Origin of the sequence: Streptomyces sp. NPDC051109 (assembly GCF_044455885.1) — a bacterium.
GTDB lineage: Bacteria > Actinomycetota > Actinomycetes > Streptomycetales > Streptomycetaceae > Streptomyces.
Genome location: NZ_JBITFF010000005.1, coordinates 411,052 through 431,173, shown reverse-complemented (window position 1 = coordinate 431,173; position 20,122 = coordinate 411,052). Strand labels below are relative to the sequence as shown.

Here is a 20,122-nt window from a genome sequence, read left to right as displayed (position 1 = left end):
CCGGACACCGAGCGGCGGCCCCCGGCCCGGGTCATCGGAGGGCGGCCTCCAGGGTGGCGGCCAGGGCCGCCGCGGCGGCCGGCGGCAGCGGTTTGCCGTCGGGGTCGACCACGTACAGCGAGTCCACCGCGTTGGCGCCCAGCGTCGAGACGTGCGCGCTGCGCACCCGCACCCCGGAGGATTCCAGGGCGCGCCCGATCCGGTGGAGCAGGCCCACCGCGTCCGGAGCCCGCACCTCCAAGACCGTGGCCAGCGAGGAGACCTCCGGGACCACCGTCACCCGGGGCGGCGGCGGGACCACCCCGCGCCGCCGCGGGTACGCAGCCTCGCGGTCCGCCAGCTTCGCCGGGACGTCCAGCGAGCCGTCCAGCGCCCGGATCAGGTCCGTCCGCAGCCGCGCCGCCTCCGGCAGCGCCCCGTACTCCGCCGCCACCCGCCAGCGCAGGACCAGCACCTCGCCCGTCAGTTCCGCCAGCTCCAGCGAGCGCAGGTCCGCGGCCCGGACCGTGAGCCGGTGCAGGGCCAGTACGCCGGCCACCGCGGGGAGCACCCCCGGCTGGTCCGGGACCGCCACCACCAGCTCGACCCCGACCGCGTCGTCCTCCTCCTGGCGGGCGTGCAGCGCCAGCACCGGCTCCCCGGTGCGCAGCGCCTCCACCGCGAGGCGTTCCTGGTCGGTCGTCGCGATGGCCGGCTCGGCCGCGGCGGGCGGCGCGCCCCGCAGCACCGAGGCCACCCGCGCCACCAGGTCCGCCACCAGCGAGCCCCGCCACGTGCTCCACGCCGCCGGGCCCGTGGCCAGCGCGTCCGCCTCCGTCAGCGCGTGCAGGACCTCCAGCGTGCCGAGCGACCCCACGGCCTCCGCGACCGACCGGACCGTCGCGGGGTCGTCGAGGTCGCGCCGGGTCGCCGTGTCGATCAGCAGCAGGTGGTGCCGTACGAGCACGCCCAGCACGGAGGCGTCCCGCTCGTCGAAGCCCACCCGTACGGCCACGTCGTGGGCGATCGTCTCGCCCGCCACGGAGTGGTCCCCCGGCCAGCCCTTGCCGATGTCGTGCAGCAGGGCGGCCATCAGCAGCAGGTCGGGCCGGCTGACCCGGCGGGTCAGGGCGGAGGCCCGTACCGCCGTCTCCACCAGGTGCCGGTCCACCGTCCAGGTGTGCACGGGATTGCGCTGCGGGCGGCACCGCACCCGTTCCCAGTCGGGGAGCAGCCGGGTGATCAGCCCCTCCGCTTCCAGGGCCTCCCAGACCGCGACGGTCGGCTCCCCCGCCCCCAGCAGGGTCAGCAACTGCTCGCGCGCCTCGGCGGGCCACGGCACCGGCAGCGGCTTCGCCTGCGCCGCGAGCCGTCGTACGGCGTGCAGCGACACCGGCAGCCCGGCCTGCGCGGCCGCGGCCCCGAAGCGGAGCGCCAGTACCGGATCCCGGTCGGGCCGGGCGGCCAGGGCCAGGACGGCCTCGCCGTCCGACTCCACGACGCCCTCGGCGAGCGGCGCCCGCTCGGCCGCAGCGGCCCCCCGCGATCCCAGCAGCCCGCGCAGCCTCGGCCGGGCCGCCCGGGCCCGCAGGACCCGTCCGACCTCCCGCCAGGTCACGTCCCCGGCGTACGCGACGACCCGCGCGGCCTCGTACACCTCGCGCAGCAGTGCGTCTGCGTCGAGCAGCCCCAGCTGGGCCGCGACCTGGTCCTGCTCCTGGAGCGCGAGCCGGTCGGTCGCCCGGCCCGTCACCAGGTGCAGGGCGTCCCGCGCGTCGAGCAGCCGCCGGCGGGCGTCGGCCAGCCCTTCGCGCGGGGCGTCGGCCAGCCAGGACGCGGCGACCGCCCGCAGCGCGGTGGCGTCGCGGAGTCCGCCGCGGGCCTCCTTGAGGTCGGGTTCCAGCAGGAAGCGCAGCTCCCCCGCCCGCTCGGCCCGCTCCCGGCACAGCGCGTGCAGCTGCGGGAGCCGCTTGGCGGCCTGGTTGCGCCAGTCGGCCAGCACCGAGGTGCGCAGGCCCGCGAGGAGCCCCGCGTCGCCCGCGACCGGCCGGGCGTCCAGCAGCCCCAGGTGCACCTTGAGGTCCTCGGCGGCGGTCTTGCGGGCCTCGGCCGGGGTCCGCACCGAGTGGTCGAGGGCCACGCCCAGGTCCCACACGGGGTACCAGATGCGGTCGGCCAGCGCGCTCAGCGCCCGCGGCTCCGCCTTGCCGTCGTGGAGCAGCAGCAGGTCGAGGTCGCTGCGCGGGGAGAGTTCGGCCCGCCCGTAGCCGCCGACGGCGACGAGGGTGGCGCCCCGGACCCCGGTCTCCCGCAGGGCCGTGGCGAACAGGGCGTTCAGCCAGTCGTCGGTCAGCCCGGCCAGCGCGGAACGCCGCGAAGGCCCGGACCGCGACTCCTCCTGGAGGAGTCGCAGCCGGGCCGCGGCGTAACCGCTGGGTCCCGAGGCGGACGGTTCGTCGGAATCACTCATCGTGGTCTCTTCGACGCTCGTCACCCAGGAGCTCCCGTCGCCTAAAGCGCTTCCGCGCCGCGCTCGCCGGTGCGGACGCGGATGACCGCGTCCACGGGGACGCTCCACACCTTGCCGTCACCGATCTTTCCGGTGCGGGCGCCCTGGACCAGGACGTCCATCACCGCTTCGGCGTCGTCGTCCTCGACGACCACCTCGATGCGGATCTTCGGTACGAGGTCCACGGTGTACTCGGCGCCGCGGTAGACCTCGGTGTGGCCGCGCTGGCGGCCGTAGCCGCTGGCCTCGGAGACGGTGAGCCCCTGGACTCCGAACCGCTGGAGGGCGTCCTTGATCTCGTCGAGCCGGTGCGGCTTGACGATCGCGGTGATCAGCTTCATGCGTCAACCTTCTTGCTCGCGGCGGCAACGGGGGCGGGTGCGGCGGTGCTCCGGGAGGAGGCGCCGCCGCCGGCTCCGCTGAAGTCGTAGGCGGTCTCGGCGTGCTCGACCTGGTCGATGCCGGAGACCTCGTCGTCCTCGGTGACCCGCATCCCGATCGTCTTGTCCAGGAGGAAGGCCAGGATCGCGGACACCACGAGAGAGTAGGCGAGTACGGAGAAGACTCCGACGGCCTGCTTGCCGAGCTGCTCCAGGCCGCCGCCGTAGAAGAGGCCGGCCGCGTCGGACTGGACCCCGCCGGTGGCGAAGAAGCCGACCAGGAGCGAGCCGATGACTCCGCCGACGAGGTGGACGCCGACGACGTCGAGGGAGTCGTCGTAGCCGAACTTGTACTTGAGGCCGACGGCCATGGCGCAGACGACACCGGCGATGGCGCCGATGGCGATCGCGCCGAGCGGGGAGCAGGAGCCGCCGGAGGGGGTGATGGCGACGAGGCCCGCGACCGCTCCGGAGGCGGCGCCGAGGGTGGTGAAGGATCCGTGGCGCAGCTTCTCGTACCCGAGCCAGGCGAGCATGGCGGCGGCGGTGGCGACCTGGGTGTTGACGAACATGACCGCGCCCACGCCGTCGTCGTTGCCGAGCCAGGAGCCGGCGTTGAAGCCGAACCAGCCGAACCAGAGCAGACCGGCGCCGAGCATCACGAGCGGGAGGCTGTGCGGGCGCATGGGGTCCCGCTTGAAGCCGACGCGCTTGCCGATGACCAGGATGACGCCGAGGGCCGCGGCGCCGGCGTTGATGTGGACGGCGGTGCCGCCCGCGAAGTCGATCACGCCGAGCTCGAAGAGCCAGCCGCCGGCGCCCCAGACCCAGTGGGCGACGGGGAAGTAGACGACGGTGACCCACAGGGCGGTGAACAGGGCCCAGGCGCTGAACTTCACGCGGTCGGCCAGGGCGCCGCTGATCAGGGCGGGGGTGATGACGGCGAACATCAGCTGGAAGACCGCGAAGACGTAGACCGGGATGGTGTACCCGTCCCACAGCTCGGTGATGCCGATGCCGCTGAGGCCGACGTAGTCGGAGGACCAGCCGATGAAGCTGCCCGAGTCCGTGCCGAAGGCGAGGCTGAAGCCGTAGAGGACCCAGAGGATCGTGACGATCCCGAGGCTGATGAAGCTCATCATGAGCATGTTGAGGCTGCTCTTGACGCGGACCATACCCCCGTAGAAGAAGGCGAGCCCGGGGGTCATCAGCATGACCAGGGCGGAGCAGATGAGCATGAACCCGGTGTTCGCGGCAGAGAGCGTCGGGGCGTCTGCCGCGAGGGTCGTGATGGCTGATGCCATCGGCGTCTCCTCGTCGTCGGTACGTTCGCGTGCGGGCGATCGTGAAAACCTGAGCGGCGCAAGGCGTAAGGCCGGGGGGTGGGGGCCTGGGGGCTGGCCGGTTATTGGCCCTGAGATTCGCGCAGGCCGGTTTCCGGCGGCGCCGCTGGGTGTTTCGCGCCGATGACGAAGGCGTCCTGGCTGTTACAGCCCGATGAACACGGCAGCCGTCGATCGAGGAACCCCGACGGCGAGCGGCCGCCTCCGCGAGAGCGGCGCCGGTTCAGGCGCAGAAAAGGGAGCCGGCCGCGGCAGCCCCCGGGGTGACCTGGCTGGGGGAGCCTGATCGGGCTTCACGGGGTGGCTGCCGCGGCCGGCGGCCTTCGGGGGCGGCCGCGCGGGCCGTCAGACGGCCTCCGCGGCTTCGGGGAGTCGGGAGGCGAGCTGGTCGGTCAGCTGGACCACGTCGGCGACGTCGCCGTACTCACGGGCGGCGCTGTCGACGGTCTTTCGGATCCGCGTGTTGACCCGTTCGGAGCGCACCTTTTCCGCCACCTTCAGGGCGCGGTCGACGAGGACGACGGCCTGCTCGGGCTCGCGCCGGAGCAGGTGCACGGTGGCCATGCCGATCAGGTTGAGGCTGTACGAGCGCTGGTGCTCGTCGTCCTTCTCGAAGAGGTCCACGGCCCGCTGCATCACCGGTTCGGCGAGCGAGGCGTACATGGGGCTGCGCCCGGCCACGTAGGCCAGGTCGCGGTACGAGTGGGAGTTCTCGCCGTTCAGCTCGGCCTCGGAGAAGAACCGGATCCAGTCGGGTTCGGGCTCGCCCCCGAAGTCGACGTCGGAGAAGGTGTCCTCGGCCATCCGGACGGCTCGTTTGCAGCGGCTGGGCTGGCCCATGTTGGCGTAGGCGCGGGCCTCCATCGCATACAGCATGGCCTGGGTGCGCGGGCCGGCGCAGTCACGGCTGCCGTACTGCGCCAGGTGGATGAGTTCCAGGGCGTCCTCGGGGCGGCCGAGGTGGATCATCTGGCGGCTCATGCTGGAGAGGATGTACGAGCCGAGCGGCTTGTCCCCGCCCTCCTTCGCGGCGTGCAGCGCCAGGACGAAGTACTTCTGCGCGGTGGGGTGCAGGCCGATGTCGTAGCTCATCCAGCCGGCCAGTTCGGCGAGTTCCGCGGCGACCTTGAAGAGCCGGCGCATGACGGGGGCCGGGTGGTTCTCCTGGAGCAGGTCGGTGACCTCGTGCAGCTGGCCCACGACGGCCTTGCGGCGCAGTCCGCCGCCGCACTGGGCGTCCCACTGGCGGAACATGACGGTGGTGGCTTCGAGGAGGCCGAGTTCCGGTTCGGAGAGCCGGGGCGGCCGGTGGCCGCTGAGGGCGCCGGGCGCACCCGCCTCGCGGGGGCCCGGATCGGCGGCGGCGACCGGGACGAGCCAGCGCTGCATGGGCTCGATGAGGGCGGGGCCGGCGGAGAGGGCCAGGGAGGTCCCCAGGAAGCCGCGGCGGGCCAGCATGAGGTCGCTTCGGGAGAACTCCCCGAGGAGCTCGACGGTCTGCGGGCCGGCCCAGGGCAGGTCCACGCCGGAGACGGAGGGCGTCTGGTGGGCGGTGCGCAGCCCGAGCTGCTCGATGGCGACGACGGAGCCGAAGCGCTCGGAGAACAGCTCGGACAGGATCCGCGGGACGGGCTCGCGGGGCTGCTCGCCGTCGAGCCAGCGGCGCACCCGGGAGGTGTCCGTGCTGATGTGGTGGGCGCCCATCTGCCGGGCGCGCCGGTTCACCTGGCGGGCGAGCTCGCCCTTCGACCAGCCGCTGCGGACGAACCAGGAGGTCAGTTGCTCATTGCGGGCCGCGGAGCCCGGGACCTCCGGCTCCACGCTCGTTCCGCTTGCGCCGTTGCCGCTCACTGGAACGCCCCCCATCCACTCAGCCTCTTCACACGAAACCCTGGCTGGAGCGGCGAGCGCCGCCACGGACCTTCACAGGTCCTCCACACATTGCCTCCGGCATAACCACGGACGCCCCGCCTTCGGGGTTTGGTGCACTGAAAGTAATCCTACGATCACCCCCTCCGCGAGGTTGATTCCAGAAACGCCACCATTCGCCACCCCTTTGAATGAACTAGCCGCCCGCCAGGCGCGATTCACTTGACACCGAGGCGAAAACGATCGGATGTACGGGAGCGCACCAGGGGCGCGCGCGGCGAGGAGTGCGCCGGCAGCCCCTCCGGGCACCGGGCTCGCACCCGGCCCCGCATCCCGTCCCGCCGACGTCGTAACCACCTGCGCGTCCGACCCGTTGGAGGGGGCATGGGCATGGGCTTCACGATCGGCGGCAGCCGCAGCACCAAGGAGTTCCGTTCCGGCTCGCGGCGCCGCGGCCGGACGTCGGAGTGCACGGCGGTCGCGGAGTACACCGGACTCTGGGGCTGGGACGTGGTCCCCGGCGCCCGCGCCGCGGCCCCCGCCCGCGGCTGCTCCTGCGGTCATACGGGCTGCACCGCGCCCGGGGCGCATCCGCTGCCCCTCGCACCGACCGTCCCGGCCGGCGCCACCCTCGACGAGGTCACCGAGACCTGGGGCGGCTACCCCGGCGCGGCGGTGCTGCTCCCCGTCGGCCGCGCCTTCGACGCCATCGAGGTCTCGGAGGAGGCGGGGCGCCGGGCGCTGGTCCGCCTGGAGCGGATGGGCCTGCCGCTCGGGCCGGTCACCGCGACCCCGGACGGCCGGGCCCACTTCTTCGTGGCCCCGGGCGCGGCCGCCGAGCTGCCGCAGCTGCTGTACCGGATGGGCTGGGACGACGCCGACCTCGACCTGCGGGCCCTGGGCCCCGGCGCCTTCCTGACCGCCCCGCCGTCCGACTACGCGGGCCTGGGCCCGGTCGGCTGGCTGCGCCCGCCCGCGCTGGACTCCGCGGGCGGCCCGCCGCAGGCCCGGCTGCTGCTGGGCACCCTCGCGTACATCTGCCACCGGCTGCGGCGCTAGGGGGTGTCGTCATGGCAGCGCCCCCGGGTTCCGGCCGGAACCCGGGGGCGCTGTCGTGCGTTCGGTCTGCGCTCAGTCGCCGATCAGGGCGTCCACGAACGCCTCCGGCTCGAAGGGCGCGAGGTCGTCGGGGCCCTCGCCGAGGCCGACGAGCTTGACCGGGACGCCGAGCTCGCGCTGGACGGCGACGACGATGCCGCCCTTGGCGGTGCCGTCGAGCTTGGTCAGCACGATGCCGGTGATGTCCACCACCTCGGCGAAGACGCGGGCCTGGGTCAGGCCGTTCTGGCCGGTGGTGGCGTCCAGGACCAGCAGGACCTCGTCCAGCGGGCCGTGCTTCTCCACGACGCGCTTGACCTTGCCGAGCTCGTCCATGAGGCCGGTCTTGGTGTGGAGGCGGCCGGCGGTGTCGATGAGCACCACGTCGGCGCCCTCGGCGATGCCCTCCTTGACCGCGTCGTAGGCGATCGAGGCCGGGTCGCCGCCCTCGGGGCCGCGTACCGTACGGGCGCCCACGCGCTCGCCCCAGGTCTGCAGCTGGTCGGCGGCTGCGGCGCGGAAGGTGTCGGCCGCGCCGAGCACCACGGAGCGGCCGTCGGCGACGAGCACGCGGGCCAGCTTGCCCGTCGTGGTGGTCTTGCCGGTGCCGTTGACGCCGACGACCATCACGACGCCCGGGGTGTCGGTGCCGCTCTCGGTCTTCACGGCGCGGTCGAAGTCGGTGCCGACCAGGGTCAGCAGCTCCTCCTTGAGCAGGGTGCGCAGGTCCGCGGGGGTGCGGGTGCCGAGCACCTTGACCCGCTCGCGGAGCCGGTCCACGAGCTCCTGCGTCGGCACGACACCGACGTCGGCGATGAGGAGGGTCTCCTCGATCTCCTCCCAGGTGTCCTCGTCGAGGTGCTCGCGCGAGAGCAGCGTGAGCAGCCCCTTGCCGAGCGAGTTCTGCGACCGGGCGAGGCGGGCGCGCAGCCGGATCAGGCGGCCGGCGGTGGGCTCGGGCACCTCGATCTCGGGGGCGGCCGGCGCCTCGGGCTCGGCGACGGCGGCGGGCGCCTCGGGAGCCGCAGCCTCCGCTTCGGGGAGGGCGACCTCGTCGATCGTGCGGCGGGGCTCTTCCGCCGTCTCTACGGCGTCCTCCCCCACCTGCGGTTCGGCGGGCGGGGCAGTGATGGTCGGCGTGCTCGGCGGTGCCGAGGGCGGCAGCTGCTTCTTCTTGCGGCTGCTGACCACGAGCCCGCTGATCGCGCCGACCGCGACCAGGGCGATGACTACAGCAAGGATGAGGATGTCCATAACCCGTCCAGTATCGGCCACGGCGGCCCCGGACCCCCGTCTCCGGCGGTTCCGGCCGGGCCATAAACCTCTATTTGTGGACTTGGCGGCACATCTACGATGATGGGCGACTTACCCGTACGCCCTGCCCACCGGAGTACCGCATGCCTGCCGAGCCCGCCGACGGCGCGATACAGACGCCCGCCGAGACATCCGCCGAGACGTCGGTGGAGACCCGCGGCCTGGAGCCCGTCCCGGACGGGGAGCGCAGCGGCCGGGTCCGCGAGCTCGTGCCCACCTGGGTCGCCGCCAACATCAGCGTGCTGCTGCTGACCATGGGCGCCGGCCTGGTGATCTTCAACAAGCTCAACATCTGGCAGGTGCTGGTCGTCGCGATCGCCGCGCCCGTCGTCTCGTACGGGATCGTCGGGCTGATCTCGATCGCCGGGAAGCGCGGCGGCGCCCCCGGGATGGCGCTCTCGCGGGCCGTGTTCGGCCAGCGCGGCAACCTCTTCCCCGGCGCCCTGATCTGGGTCGCACGCTGGGGCTGGGAGACCATCAACGCGGTCAGCGGCGCCTTCGCCATGCTCACCGTGCTGGACCTGCTGTTCGGCGTGCGGAAGAACACCGTCCTGATCATGGTCACCCTGCTGCTCTTCGTGGGCTGCACGTTCCTGGTGTCCGGCCTCGGCATCAGCGCGCTGCGCGTGTGCTCGACCTGGTCGACGTACCTCTTCGGCGCCTTCAGCGTGCTCGTGCTCGGCTATCTGGTCGCCGAGACCGACTGGTCCGCCGTCTTCGACAAGCCGGCCGGCTCGACGGCGATGATGATCGCGGGTATCGGCACCATCGCCGCGGGCGGCATCAGCTGGGTCCCGTCCGGCCCTGACTTCACCCGCTACCTGCCGCGCACGGCTTCCGCCAAGGGCATGGTCGGCGCGACGATCGGCGGCGCGGCCGTCGTCGTGATCCCGATGGTGCTCATGGGCGCGGTCATGGCGGTGGGCACCCCGGACCTGGCCACGGCCCAGGACCCGGTCTCCTTCATCGGCAACCTGCTCCCGGCGTGGATCGCCGTGCCGTACCTGCTGATCGCGCTCGTCGGCATGCTGCTGATCAACTCGATGTCGATGTACTCGGCCGGCTTCACGGCGCAGACCCTCGGCATCAAGGTCCCGCGCGCGGCGGCCGTCAGCGTCAACGCCGTCATCAGCCTGGTCTTCGGCTTCCTGCTGATGGTGGTCGCGACCAGCTTCTTCGGCTCGTTCATCTCCTTCCTGACACTGCTGGCCGTGGCCTTCTCCGCGTGGATCGGCGTCTTCGGCGTCGACATGCTGCGGCGGACCTCGTACGACGGCGCCGCACTGCTGGACACCACCCGCACGAGCGCCTACTGGTACCGGGGCGGGTACGCCTGGCAGGCCATGACCGCGTGGGGCGCGGCCCTGGTCGTGGGGCTGCTCTTCACCAAGGTCGACTGGTTCGCCGGGCCGCTCGCCGACACCTGGATCGGGCAGAACGGCCTGGGCTGGGCGGCCGGCATCGTCACTTCCGGCGTGCTGTACGCCGTACTGCCGCGCACGGCGGCCGCGACGGCTCCCGAGACCGGCGCCGGGGCCGAGGAGCCCGCGCTCGCCCCCGCCGGATCCCTGTCCAACTGACGTCACGTCAGCTAACGTCCCCCTTCGCCCGCGCACCCACATCCGGCGAAGGGGGACTTCTCCATGCCCGTCACCGTGGCCCGCTTCAATCTCGTCGACCCGAACGGCACCCCCGAGACCCTCTCCGCCCGCTACAAGGCCGCGCTGGAGATGGCGAGGTACGCGGACGACCGCGGCATCGACACCGTCCAGACCGAGGAGCACCACGGCGCGGCCGACAACTGGCTGCCCTCGCCGTTCGCCTTCGCGGGCGCGGTCTTCGGCGCCACCCGCCGGATCGCGGTCACCGTCTCGGCGATCATCGGCCCGCTGTACGACCCGCTGAAGGTGGCGGAGGACATCGCGGTCCTCGACCTGCTGAGCGGAGGGCGCCTCGTCACGGTGGCGGGCATCGGCTACCGGCCCGAGGAGTACGAGCAGCACGGCGTCGAGTGGGGCCGGCGCGGCCGCCTCCAGGACGAGCTGCTGGAGACCCTGCTGCGGGCGTGGACCGGTGAGCCGTTCGAGTACCGCGGCCGTACCGTACGGGTCACCCCGCGGCCCTTCACGCAGCCGCACCCGCTGCTCCTGGTCGGCGGCAGCTCCCAGGCCGCGGCCCGGCGCGCGGCCCGGCTCGGGCTCCCCTTCTTCCCCAGCGCGCACCTGCCGGAGCTGGAGGCGTACTACCGGGCGCAGCTCGCGGAGCACGGGACGGAGGGCTTCTGCATGATGCCCGCGGCCGAGACGCCGCTGCTGCACATCGCGGAGGACCCGGACCGGGTCTGGGCCGAGTACGGCGACCGCTTCCTGCACGAGGCGGGCATGTACGCGTCCTGGCAGTCGAAGGACATCCGCAGCGCCGTGCGTTCGGCCGCGCGTTCGGTCGCGGAGCTGCGCGCGGAGGGCGTGTACCGGGTGCTGACCCCGGACGAGGCGGTCGCGTACGCCCGGGGGGCGGGCGAGGCGGGGAACCTGGTGCTGCACCCGCTGTGCGGCGGGATGCCGCTGGACGAGGGCTGGCGCAGCCTGCACCTGTTGTGCGAACAGGTGCTGCCCCGGCTCAGGGACTGAGCGGGGGCAGCACCTGCCGTAGAGGAGAGGGGGTGTTGGCGGGGGTGGTTACCCCATCTCCTCCAACGCCTTGCCCTTGGTCTCCGGCACCCACTTCAGGATGAACGGGATCGAGAGCACGGCGAAGAACGTGTAGATCATGTAGGCGCCCGAGAGGTTCCAGTCGGACAGCGACGGGAACGTGACGGTGATGACCCAGTTGGCGATCCACTGGGCGGCGGCGGCCACACCGAGGGCGGCGGCGCGGATACGGCCGGGGAACATCTCGCCCAGCAGCACCCAGACCACCACGCCCCAGGAGAGGGCGAAGAAGAGGACGAAGAGGTTGGCCGCGACCAGGGCGGTGATGCCCTGCGCGTGCGGCAGGGAGATGTCGTCGCCGGTTCCGGTCTTGAACGAGAACGCCCAGGCCGCCGTGCCCAGCGACAGCGCCATGCCCACGGAGCCGATGAGGGCGAGCGGCTTGCGGCCGAGCCGGTCCACGAAGATCATCGCGATCACCGTGCCGATGATGTTCACGACCGAGGTCTCGAAGGAGTACAGGAACGACGAGCTCGCGTCGATGCCGACCGACTGCCACAGCGAGGAGCTGTAGTAGAAGATCACGTTGATGCCGACGAGCTGCTGGAAGACCGAGAGGCCGATGCCGATCCAGACGATGGGCAGGAAGCCGAAGCGGCCGCCGAGCAGGTCCTTGAAGGTGGACTTCACCTCGGAGCGCATGGAGTGGTCGATCTCGCGGATGCGGGCGTCGGCGTCGATGCCCGAGCCCTCGACGTCGCGCAGGACCTCCTTGGCCTTGTCCGTGCGGCCGACCGAGACGAGGAAGCGCGGGGACTCGGGGATGGCGAAGGACAGCAGGCCGTAGAGCACGGCCGGGACGACCATCACGCCGAGCATCCACTGCCAGGCTTCCAGGCCGCCGACCTCGCCGCGCTGCTCGCCGTCGGCGAGGTTGAGGATGCCCCAGTTGACCAGCTGCGAGACGGCGATGCCGATGACGATGGCCGCCTGCTGGAAGGAGGCCAGCCGGCCGCGGTAGGCGGGCGGGGAGACCTCGGCGATGTAGGCGGGGCCGATGACCGAGGCCATGCCGATGCCGAAGCCGCCGATGACACGCCAGGTGGCGAGGTCCCAGAGGGCGAACGGGAGGGCCGAGCCGATGGCGCTCGCGGTGAACAGGAGGGAGGCGATCTGCATGCATCGGATACGGCCGATCCGGTCGGCGATGCGGCCGGCGGTGGCGGCGCCGAGCGCGCAGCCGATCAGGGCCGCGGCGATCACCTGGGCGAGCGCGGCCGATCCGACGTCGAAGCGGTCGCGGATGGCCACCACGGCGCCGTTGATGACGGAGCTGTCGTAGCCGAAGAGGAAGCCGCCCATGGCCGCGGCCGCGGTGATGAAGATGACGTGGCCGAGGTGGTCGGGGTGGGACGCGCTTCCACCGCCTGACGCGGGTGCGTTCGCTGTGCTGGTCAAGGTGCGCTCCTGGGCCCGGCGCCGACGGCGGGCTGTGTGGGGTCTCGTTGTTGCTTGCTCGTGTTCCTCTAGTGGCGCACAGCAAACTGCTTGCCACCACCTGAACGTCAACACGGCACAGCAGAGCCTATGGCTTCACTTCCTGAAGTCAATAGGCGAGATGAACCCGATTCTTCACAGAGCTGACCGAGGCATGATCGCGAGTTGTGTTCATTAAGTGAATTGAAAGGTCAACGAAGGCGTTGGCTGATGACCTTGGAGACGCCGTCTCCCTGCATGGAGACGCCGTACAGCGCGTCGGCGACCTCCATCGTCCGCTTCTGGTGCGTGATCACGATCAGCTGCGAGCTCTCCTGGAGCTCCTCCATGATCCGGATCAGCCGCTGCAGGTTGGTGTCGTCGAGGGCTGCCTCGACCTCGTCCATCACGTAGAACGGGCTGGGCCGGGCCTTGAAGATGGACACCAGCAGGGCCACGGCCGTCAGCGAGCGCTCTCCGCCGGAGAGCAGCGAGAGCCGCTTGACCTTCTTGCCGGGCGGCCGGGCCTCCACGTCCACGCCGGTGGTCAGCATGTTGTCGGGATCGGTGAGGATCAGCCGGCCCTCGCCACCGGGGAACAGCCGCGAGAAGACCCCTTCGAACTCCCGGGCCGTGTCCCGGTACGCCTCGGTGAACACCTGCTCCACGCGCTCGTCGACCTCCTTCACGACCTGAAGCAGATCGGCCCGGGTCTTGCGCAGGTCCTCCAACTGCTCGCTCAGGAAGCGGTGGCGCTCCTCCAGCGCCGCGAACTCCTCCAGGGCGAGCGGGTTGACCTTGCCGAGCTGCTGGTACGCGCGCTCGGCCGCCTTGAGCCGCTTCTCCTGCTGCGCCCGTACGAAGGGACCCGGCTCGGCGCCGGCGTCCGGGTCCTCCCCCTCGGCGGGAGGGCTCGGCGGTACGGGCTGGTCCGGTCCGTACTCGGCGACCAGGGCCGCCGCCTCCATCCCGAACTCCTCCAGGGCCCGCGACTCCACCTGCTCGATGCGCAGCCGCTTCTCGGCGCCGAGCACCTCGCCGCGGTGGACGGAGTCGGTCAGCTTGTCGAGCTCGCCCTTGAGGTCGCGGCCGCGGCTGCGGGCCTCGCCGAGCTCCCGTTCGCGCAGGCCCTTGGCGTACTCGGCGGCGGCACGCTCCTGCTCGGCCCGGCCGAGCGAGACCTCCAGGTGCGCGAGGAGCTGCCGGGCCCCGTCGGCGACGGCGCGGGCGACCTCGGCCTCGTGGCGCAGCCGGGCCCGGCGGCGCTCGGCGCGGGCGCGGGCCTCGCGTTCGGCGCGGGCGCCGCGGTCCAGGGAATCGGCCCGCCCGGCCAGCCCCTTGACCCGCTCCTCGTGCGTCCTGAGCTGCAGCCGGGCCTCCATCTCGGTCTGGCGGGCGTTGGCCCCGTCGGCGGCGAGCCGGTCCCGCACGGCGGTGTCCGGCTCCTCCTCCACCGGCATCTCCTCAGCGATGGCCAGCCGTTCCGCGCACTCCTCGACCTCCGCCAGCGCCTGCTCCAGCGCCTCCTGAGCCTTGGCCGCGGCGGCGGCGCTGCGCTCGGCCTCGCCCGCGGCGCCCTTCGCCTGCCCGGCGAGGCGCCCGAGCTGCTGCGCCACCCCGGCCCGGGCCTGCTCCCCGGCCCGGCGCCGCTCGCCGATCTCCTCGACCCGCGCGACGAGCTCGCCCCGCAGCGCCTGGGCGCGATCCCGAGCCGTGGCGCCGTCCGCGCACTCACCGTCCAGCAGCACCAGTTCGGCGTCGGCTTCGTCGACGGCGGCCTGCACCTCGATCAGACTGGGCGCCCCGGCGGATCCGCCGTGCGCGAGGTGCGCACCGAGCACGTCGCCCTCAAAGGTCACGGCGACGAGCTCGGGCCGCGCCGCGACCACTCGCTCCGCCTCGTCGAGCCCCCTGACGACGACGTACTCCCGCAGCACCCACCCCGCGGCCCGCACCAGCCCGGCGTCCCCCTGGACCAACCCCCCTGCGGGCACGGGCCCCTCCCCGGGGCCGTCCGCGGAGGGGGCCGGCCGCACCGACACGGCCCCTGGGGCGGGGTGCGGGGCGGGGTGCGGGGCGGAAGCCCCTGCGGGCGACGCCGGTCCGGTCGACGGCGCCCCCGGGGCCGAGCCTCCGGCGGGCAAGGCCTGCTCGACGGAGGTCTGAGGGCCGTGTGAGGCGGAGCCCCGCGCCGGGTCCGGGGCCCAGCCCCGGTCGAGCCCGTCCGGCCCTGCCGGGGTGCCCGCGCCTGCCGCCTGGCCCGGCAGGGGGATCCCCGACAGCGAACCCGCCCGGGGCCGGGCATCCGCATCCGCATCCGCATCATCCGCATCGGCCTGGCCCGGGATCGGGACCCCGGTCGGGGGGTGCGTGATCAGGAGGGTGGCCCGGCCCGCGTCCGCATCCCTCAGGTGCCGGATGGCGGCGGCCGCCGCGCCCGGCGAGGTCACCGCCAGCGCATCCGCCGCCGCGCCAAGCGCCGCCGCGACCGCGACCTCGTACCCCGGGGTCACCGACAGCCGCTCCGCCGCAGGCCCCAGCAGCCCCGCCAGCCGCTCCCGCGCGGCGAGCAGGGCCCCCGTGCCGTCCTTTCTCCGCAGCCCGAGCGCCAGCGCGTCCCGCCGCGCCGACACCGCCGCCCGCGACTTCTCAGCGGCCGCCACCGCGTCCCGTGCCTGCGCCAGCGCGGCCTCCGCCGCCGCGAGCTCCGCCCGCGCCTGCGCGTACTCCTCGTCCACCGCCGGGTCTTCGAGCCCGCCGACCTCCTCGGCCAGCGCCTCGTACTCCGCCTGCGCGGCGGCCGACCGGGACTCGGCCCCGTCCCGCGCCGCCACCAGCCGGTCGATCTCCGCCTGCGCCGCCCCCGCCCGGGAGCGGGCCGCGCCCAGCCGCCCGGTCAGCCGCGCCAGCCCCTCGCGCCGGTCGGCGATGGCCCGTGCCGCGTCCCGCAGCCGCCGCTCCTCGGCCGCCAGTGAGCGCTCCAGCTCCGCACGGTGCTCGACGGTGTCCTCCAGCGCCCGCGACGCCGCCTCCAGCGCGGCCGTCAGCTCCGCCTCCTGCTCGCGGATCCGCGCGGCCTCCCGCTCCATGTCCTCCGGATCGCGGCCCCGCCGCTCCTCCTCCGGCGCCGCCGAGGCCGACTTGACCCGCGCGTCGGCCAGGGAGGCGGTCCCCCGTACCCGCTCGGCCAGCTGCGACAGCTCGTACCAGGTCTGCTGCGCCCGCTGGAGCCGCGGCGTCAACTGCCGCACCGTTTCCTCAAGCTCCGCCTCGCGCCGCAGGGCCTGCGCCAGCTGGCCCTCGGCCGCCTCCTTGCGCTCCTTCAGCGCCGCTTCGTCCGCGATCTCCGCGTCGAGCGCGCCCCGCAGCGCCACCAGGTCGTCGGCGAGCAGCCGCAGCCGCGCGTCGCGCAGGTCGGCCTGGATGACGGCCGCCCGCCGGGCCACCGCGGCCTGCCGCCCCAGCGGCTTCAGCTGGCGCCGCAGTTCCTCGTTGAGGTCCTGCACGCGCGCGAGGTTGGCCTGCATCGCGTCCAGCTTCCGCAGCGCCTTCTCTTTGCGCTTGCGGTGCTTGAGTACGCCGGCCGCCTCCTCGATGAAGGCGCGCCGGCCCATCGGATCGGCGTGGAGGACGGAGTCCAGTTGGCCCTGGCCCACGATGACGTGCATCTCGCGGCCGATGCCCGAGTCGGAGAGCAGTTCCTGGATGTCGAGCAGCCGGCAGGTGTCCCCGTTGATCTGGTACTCGCTGCTGCCGCCGCGGAACATGATGCGCGTGATCGTGACCTCGGCGTACTCGATCGGCAGGGCGCCGTCGGAGTTGTCGATGGTCAGTGACACCTCGGCCCGCCCGAGCGGCGGCCGCCCGGTGGTGCCGGCGAAGATGACGTCCTCCATCTTGCCGCCGCGCAGGGATTTGGCTCCCTGCTCCCCCATGACCCAGGACAGCGCGTCCACCACGTTGGACTTGCCCGAGCCGTTGGGGCCCACGACACACGTGATGCCGGGCTCGAAGCGCAGGGTGGTTGCGGAGGCGAAGGACTTGAAGCCACGCAGGGTCAGGGACTTGAGGTGCACGCCGCCGGACTCTACCTTTTGCGTTCGGTTTCACCCATGAAGGTGCAGGGCACAACTGACGTCAAAGGAATCGGCCCCCCACCTGGCCCAATGCGCCCGTGCAACGGTGGCGAGGCCGCGGCCCGGGGCGGCCAAGAAAGAAGGGACGCCGAAGCGTCCCTTGCAGATCATGCTTGGGCTGGAGTCGAAGCGACGAATAGAAGCGAATCAGGTGAGCGCAGGCTCCGCCTGGGGTACGTCGATGTCGATGCGGTCCAGCAGCGAGTCTCCGTGCTGAGCGGCGGCCGCGTTCAGCGCGTCATTTTCGGACTGAATCCGTACGAGCTCGGACTCGAGGTCCTGGACGCGCTGCTGAAGCCGTCGCATCTCGGCGAGGAGTCGCGGATCGGAACCGCCGACGTAACCGAGAAGCGCCTTTGCCATGATGGATGGTCCTCCACACTGAGTGACCGACCGAAGCGGTGTGGGTCGTGAGGGAATCGCACCCGCGGATGTCCGGCAGCGACTGTCAGTCACTGCGCTTACTAGTGCCAGCACTGCCAAACAGCTCAGGTGCGCGGGGCTTCCAGCGTCTCACCAAAAAGTTTGACGGTCAACACGATCACGCCCCGTATCGGCGGGCAGCCCGGCTCTCCCAAGGGACGTGGAGATCGTCCGCTGTTCCGAGCCTTCCACTGAACAGTGCGCCCTGCAATGCGTCGACAGCGGAACGCGCAGATCCGGCCGGGTGCGGACCCCCCTGAGATGTGATCAGTACATGATCAGCCGATCGGTCAGCGGATCGCGAACCCGTCGTAGCCACCGCGCGGTGTACCCCAGATCTCTGTCACCCCGTCCACCCTCCCGGGCGTGTCGGCGGAGCGCAGCCAGTCGAGCAGCCGGTGGCAATTCTCACGTTGACCTTCGGCCACCACCTGTACTCGCCCGTCGTCGAGGTTGAGCGCGAAGCCGGCGACTCCGCCGATCTCCAGTGCATTGGCCCTGGTGAACCAGCGGAAGCCCACTCCCTGTACACGGCCGCGCACCCACGCGGTCATGCGGACGTCTTCATTCATGCGTGAACGCTAACGGGGCGGAGACTTTCGCCCCACATCGCCCCGGCGCCCCATCGCGTACAGTCGCGCACCAGTGAACTCACCCATTTGGGTGAGTAAGGGATGATCTTGAGCCTCAAGGAAGGCACGTCGCCGATGGGACGCCACCGACTTCACGCCGCGCCGGGCCGCGACGGCAACCGCCGCACCCTCGTGCGCACCGCCCTGCTGGGCGGGGCCGTGGCCGTGGTCCTCGGTACGGCGGCGGTGACCACCGGCATGGTGCCGGTCGGCACCTCCTTCCCCTATGTCGGCGTCAGCGCCGACGACTCGGCCGTGAAGACGCAGGCCGAGTCCGAGACCGAGGCGGACGCCCCGCCGAGGCCGGACCCCGTGGCCGAGCAGCAGGGGGGCGGCCTCGCCAACCTCTCCGGCCGCGCCTCCGCGGGCCCCGATGCGGGCAGCCCCTCCCCCTCGGCCTCTCCCTCGCCGTCGCCCTCCGCTTCCCCGTCGGCCTCGGCGAGCCCTTCGGCCCCGCCCACCCCGTCGGCCTCGGCACCGCCCTCCCCCAAGGTGCAGGCGAAGCCGCAGCAGAGCCGGCCGCCGGCCCCGGTGCCGGTCCCGGTGCCGCCGAAGACGGTCGCCCCCAAGCCGCCCGCCCCGCCCGCTCCGTCCACCCCGCCGGCTCCGCCCGCCCCGCCCGCCCCGCCGGCCCCGAAGCCCGGCGACGGCCAGTCCGCGGACGAGGCCGCCGTGCTCACCCTGGTCAACCAGGAGCGTGCGCAGGCCGGCTGCGGTCCGGTCCGGGCGAACCCGCCGCTCGCGGCGCTGGCCGCCGCCTTCAGCAAGGACATGGCGGCCCGCGGCTTCTTCGACCACACCGACCCCGACGGGAACACCCCGTGGGACCGCGCCACCAAGGCGGGCCTGTCGGGACTCGGCGGCGAGAACATCGCCCGCGGCCAGGGCGACGCCCAGGCGGTCATGAACGCGTGGATGAACAGCCCCGGCCACAAGGCGAACATCCTCAACTGCGAGTTCCGCACCCTCGGCGTCGGCGTGTACGTCGCCGCCGGCGGCCCCTGGTGGACCCAGGACTTCGGCTTCTAGGTACTTACCAACCGAAAGCGCACTCTTCTGGTCAGCGCTGTACGGAGTTAAGCTGGTCGGCATGGAGACAGAGCTGCCGTTCGACGCCTTCGCACGCGCGTGCCCGTCCCGGGAGACCCTGGAGCACGTCACGGGCCGCTGGGGCAGCCTCACCGTGGGCGCCCTGCGCGACGGCTCGTGCCGTTTCAACGAGCTGCGCCGCAAGGTCGACGGCGTGAGCGAGAAGATGCTCTCCCAGACCCTGCAGGCCCTGGAGCGCGACGGCATCGTCAACCGTGAGGCGCAGCCGACGAACCCGCCGCGCGTCGACTACGAGCTGACCCCGCTCGGCATCGAGATCGCCGACCGGCTGCTCGCGCTCATCCACTTCCTCGAAGGCAGCATGCCGCGGGTCATCGGCGCGCGGGAGGCCTACGACGCCGCGCGCGGCGGCCGCTGACAGCGCGGGCAGAAGTAGCTGGACCGGTTCATCCACGGGCGGCGCCGCATCGGGGTGCCGCAGCGCCGGCAGGGCTCGTCCTCGCGCCCGTAGGCGTCGAGCGAACGGTCGAAGTAGCCGGACTCGCCGTTCACGTTGACGTAGAGGCTGTCGAAGCTGGTGCCTCCGACAGCGAGGGCCGCGTTCAGCACGTCCCGGACATGGCCGAGGAGTTCCGCGCTCCGGGGGCGCGTCAGCGTGGCGGTGGCGCGCTCGTAGTGCAGCCGCGCCCGCCACAGCGCCTCGTCGGCATAGATGTTGCCGACCCCGCTGATCAGGGACTGGTCCAGCAGGGCCCGCTTGACGGTGGTCCGCTTGGCGCGCAGCGCCGCGTGGTAGGCGGCCTCGTCGAAGAGGGGGTCCAGGGGGTCGCGTGCGATGTGCGCGATGACGTCGGGCAGCCCGTCGGGCGTGTTCTCGTGCAGCGAGAGCCCGCCGAAGGTGCGCTGGTCGACGAAGCGGAGCTCGGTCCCGGCGGCGTCCTCGAAGCGCACGCGGATGCGCAGGTGCTTCTCGTCGACGGCCCCCTCCGGCTGCACCAGGAGCTGTCCGCTCATCCCGAGGTGCCCGAGCACCGAGAGGTCCCGCCCCTCCAGGGGCAGCCACAGGTACTTGCCGCGCCGCTGCGGGACGCCGATCGTCCCGCCCGCCAGCCGCGCGGCGAAATCGGCGGCGCCGGCCGGGTGGCGGCGTACCGCGCGCGGGTGGAGCACCTCGACGGACCCGACGGTCCGGCCCGCCACCCAGCGCTCCAAGCCCCGCCGCACGACTTCGACTTCGGGCAGCTCGGGCACGGCGGTCCTCC

At 72.8% G+C, this 20,122-nt stretch carries 15 protein-coding genes; 5 read left to right on the top strand and 10 right to left on the bottom strand.

Annotation, left to right across the window (positions count from 1 at the left end; all coding sequences use genetic code 11):
- Nucleotides 1-31 precede the first annotated feature (31 nt).
- The 4 genes from ACIBAD_RS13105 to ACIBAD_RS13090 form a co-directional block, all read right to left on the bottom strand.
- Nucleotides 32-2,473: a [protein-PII] uridylyltransferase gene (locus ACIBAD_RS13105; protein WP_398906376.1), complete on the bottom strand. Its 2,442-nt coding sequence runs from the start codon at nt 2,471-2,473 to the stop codon at nt 32-34.
- A gap of 17 nt (nt 2,474-2,490) precedes the next feature.
- Nucleotides 2,491-2,829, bottom strand: coding sequence for a P-II family nitrogen regulator (locus ACIBAD_RS13100; protein ID WP_134070843.1), 339 nt, complete (start codon nt 2,827-2,829; stop codon nt 2,491-2,493).
- Nucleotides 2,826-4,172, bottom strand: a complete 1,347-nt coding sequence (locus tag ACIBAD_RS13095) for an ammonium transporter (protein ID WP_134070845.1) — start codon at nt 4,170-4,172, stop codon at nt 2,826-2,828. Before ACIBAD_RS13095 ends, ACIBAD_RS13100 begins: the two co-directional genes overlap by 4 nt.
- Nucleotides 4,173-4,556: 384 nt before the next feature.
- The gene (locus tag ACIBAD_RS13090; RefSeq protein WP_398906373.1) at nt 4,557-6,077 is read right to left on the bottom strand and encodes a hypothetical protein; all 1,521 of its coding nucleotides are present in this window, start codon (nt 6,075-6,077) and stop codon (nt 4,557-4,559) included.
- A gap of 393 nt (nt 6,078-6,470) precedes the next feature.
- On the opposite strand from ACIBAD_RS13090, the gene ACIBAD_RS13085 reads away from it, so the two are divergent.
- Nucleotides 6,471-7,139 (top strand): bifunctional DNA primase/polymerase, encoded by a 669-nt coding sequence (locus ACIBAD_RS13085; RefSeq protein ID WP_134070847.1) that lies wholly within the window; start codon nt 6,471-6,473, stop codon nt 7,137-7,139.
- 72 nt (nt 7,140-7,211) lie between these two features.
- On the opposite strand, the gene ftsY is transcribed toward ACIBAD_RS13085, so the two are convergent.
- Nucleotides 7,212-8,432: a signal recognition particle-docking protein FtsY gene (gene ftsY / locus ACIBAD_RS13080; RefSeq protein ID WP_134070849.1), complete on the bottom strand. Its 1,221-nt coding sequence runs from the start codon at nt 8,430-8,432 to the stop codon at nt 7,212-7,214.
- Nucleotides 8,433-8,575: 143 nt separating this feature from the next.
- Between ftsY and ACIBAD_RS13075 the strand changes: the two genes are divergently transcribed.
- On the top strand, nt 8,576-10,072 hold the full coding sequence (locus ACIBAD_RS13075; protein ID WP_398906370.1) for a cytosine permease: 1,497 nt from the start codon (nt 8,576-8,578) through the stop codon (nt 10,070-10,072).
- A gap of 63 nt (nt 10,073-10,135) precedes the next feature.
- Nucleotides 10,136-11,122, top strand: a complete 987-nt coding sequence (locus ACIBAD_RS13070) for an LLM class flavin-dependent oxidoreductase (protein WP_134070853.1) — start codon at nt 10,136-10,138, stop codon at nt 11,120-11,122.
- 48 nt (nt 11,123-11,170) lie between these two features.
- Here the strand turns inward: ACIBAD_RS13070 and ACIBAD_RS13065 are convergent, their stop codons facing one another.
- The 4 genes from ACIBAD_RS13065 to ACIBAD_RS13050 form a co-directional block, all read right to left on the bottom strand.
- A complete protein-coding gene (locus ACIBAD_RS13065; protein WP_134070855.1) occupies nt 11,171-12,601 on the bottom strand; it encodes a sugar porter family MFS transporter in 1,431 nt (476 codons plus the stop codon).
- A gap of 230 nt (nt 12,602-12,831) precedes the next feature.
- Nucleotides 12,832-16,695, bottom strand: a complete 3,864-nt coding sequence (locus ACIBAD_RS13060; RefSeq protein ID WP_398906367.1) for an AAA family ATPase — start codon at nt 16,693-16,695, stop codon at nt 12,832-12,834.
- 207 nt (nt 16,696-16,902) lie between these two features.
- The gene (locus ACIBAD_RS13055; protein WP_030162422.1) at nt 16,903-17,118 is read right to left on the bottom strand and encodes a hypothetical protein; all 216 of its coding nucleotides are present in this window, start codon (nt 17,116-17,118) and stop codon (nt 16,903-16,905) included.
- Between the two features lie 350 nt (nt 17,119-17,468).
- Nucleotides 17,469-17,750, bottom strand: a complete 282-nt coding sequence (locus tag ACIBAD_RS13050; RefSeq protein WP_134070857.1) for an acylphosphatase — start codon at nt 17,748-17,750, stop codon at nt 17,469-17,471.
- Between the two features lie 135 nt (nt 17,751-17,885).
- Here ACIBAD_RS13050 and ACIBAD_RS13045 point away from each other — a divergent pair, with 135 nt between their 5' ends.
- Both ACIBAD_RS13045 and ACIBAD_RS13040 read left to right on the top strand, forming a co-directional pair.
- The gene (locus ACIBAD_RS13045) at nt 17,886-18,839 is read left to right on the top strand and encodes a CAP domain-containing protein (protein WP_398906364.1); all 954 of its coding nucleotides are present in this window, start codon (nt 17,886-17,888) and stop codon (nt 18,837-18,839) included.
- A 61-nt stretch (nt 18,840-18,900) separates the two neighbouring features.
- Nucleotides 18,901-19,278 (top strand): helix-turn-helix domain-containing protein, encoded by a 378-nt coding sequence (locus tag ACIBAD_RS13040; protein ID WP_134070861.1) that lies wholly within the window; start codon nt 18,901-18,903, stop codon nt 19,276-19,278.
- Here ACIBAD_RS13040 and mutM read toward each other — a convergent pair.
- Entirely contained in the window at nt 19,251-20,111 is an 861-nt protein-coding gene (gene mutM / locus ACIBAD_RS13035; protein ID WP_134070863.1) for a bifunctional DNA-formamidopyrimidine glycosylase/DNA-(apurinic or apyrimidinic site) lyase, read from the bottom strand. The two genes, ACIBAD_RS13040 and mutM, sit on opposite strands and share 28 nt — an antisense overlap.
- Between the last annotated feature and the right edge of the window lie 11 nt (nt 20,112-20,122).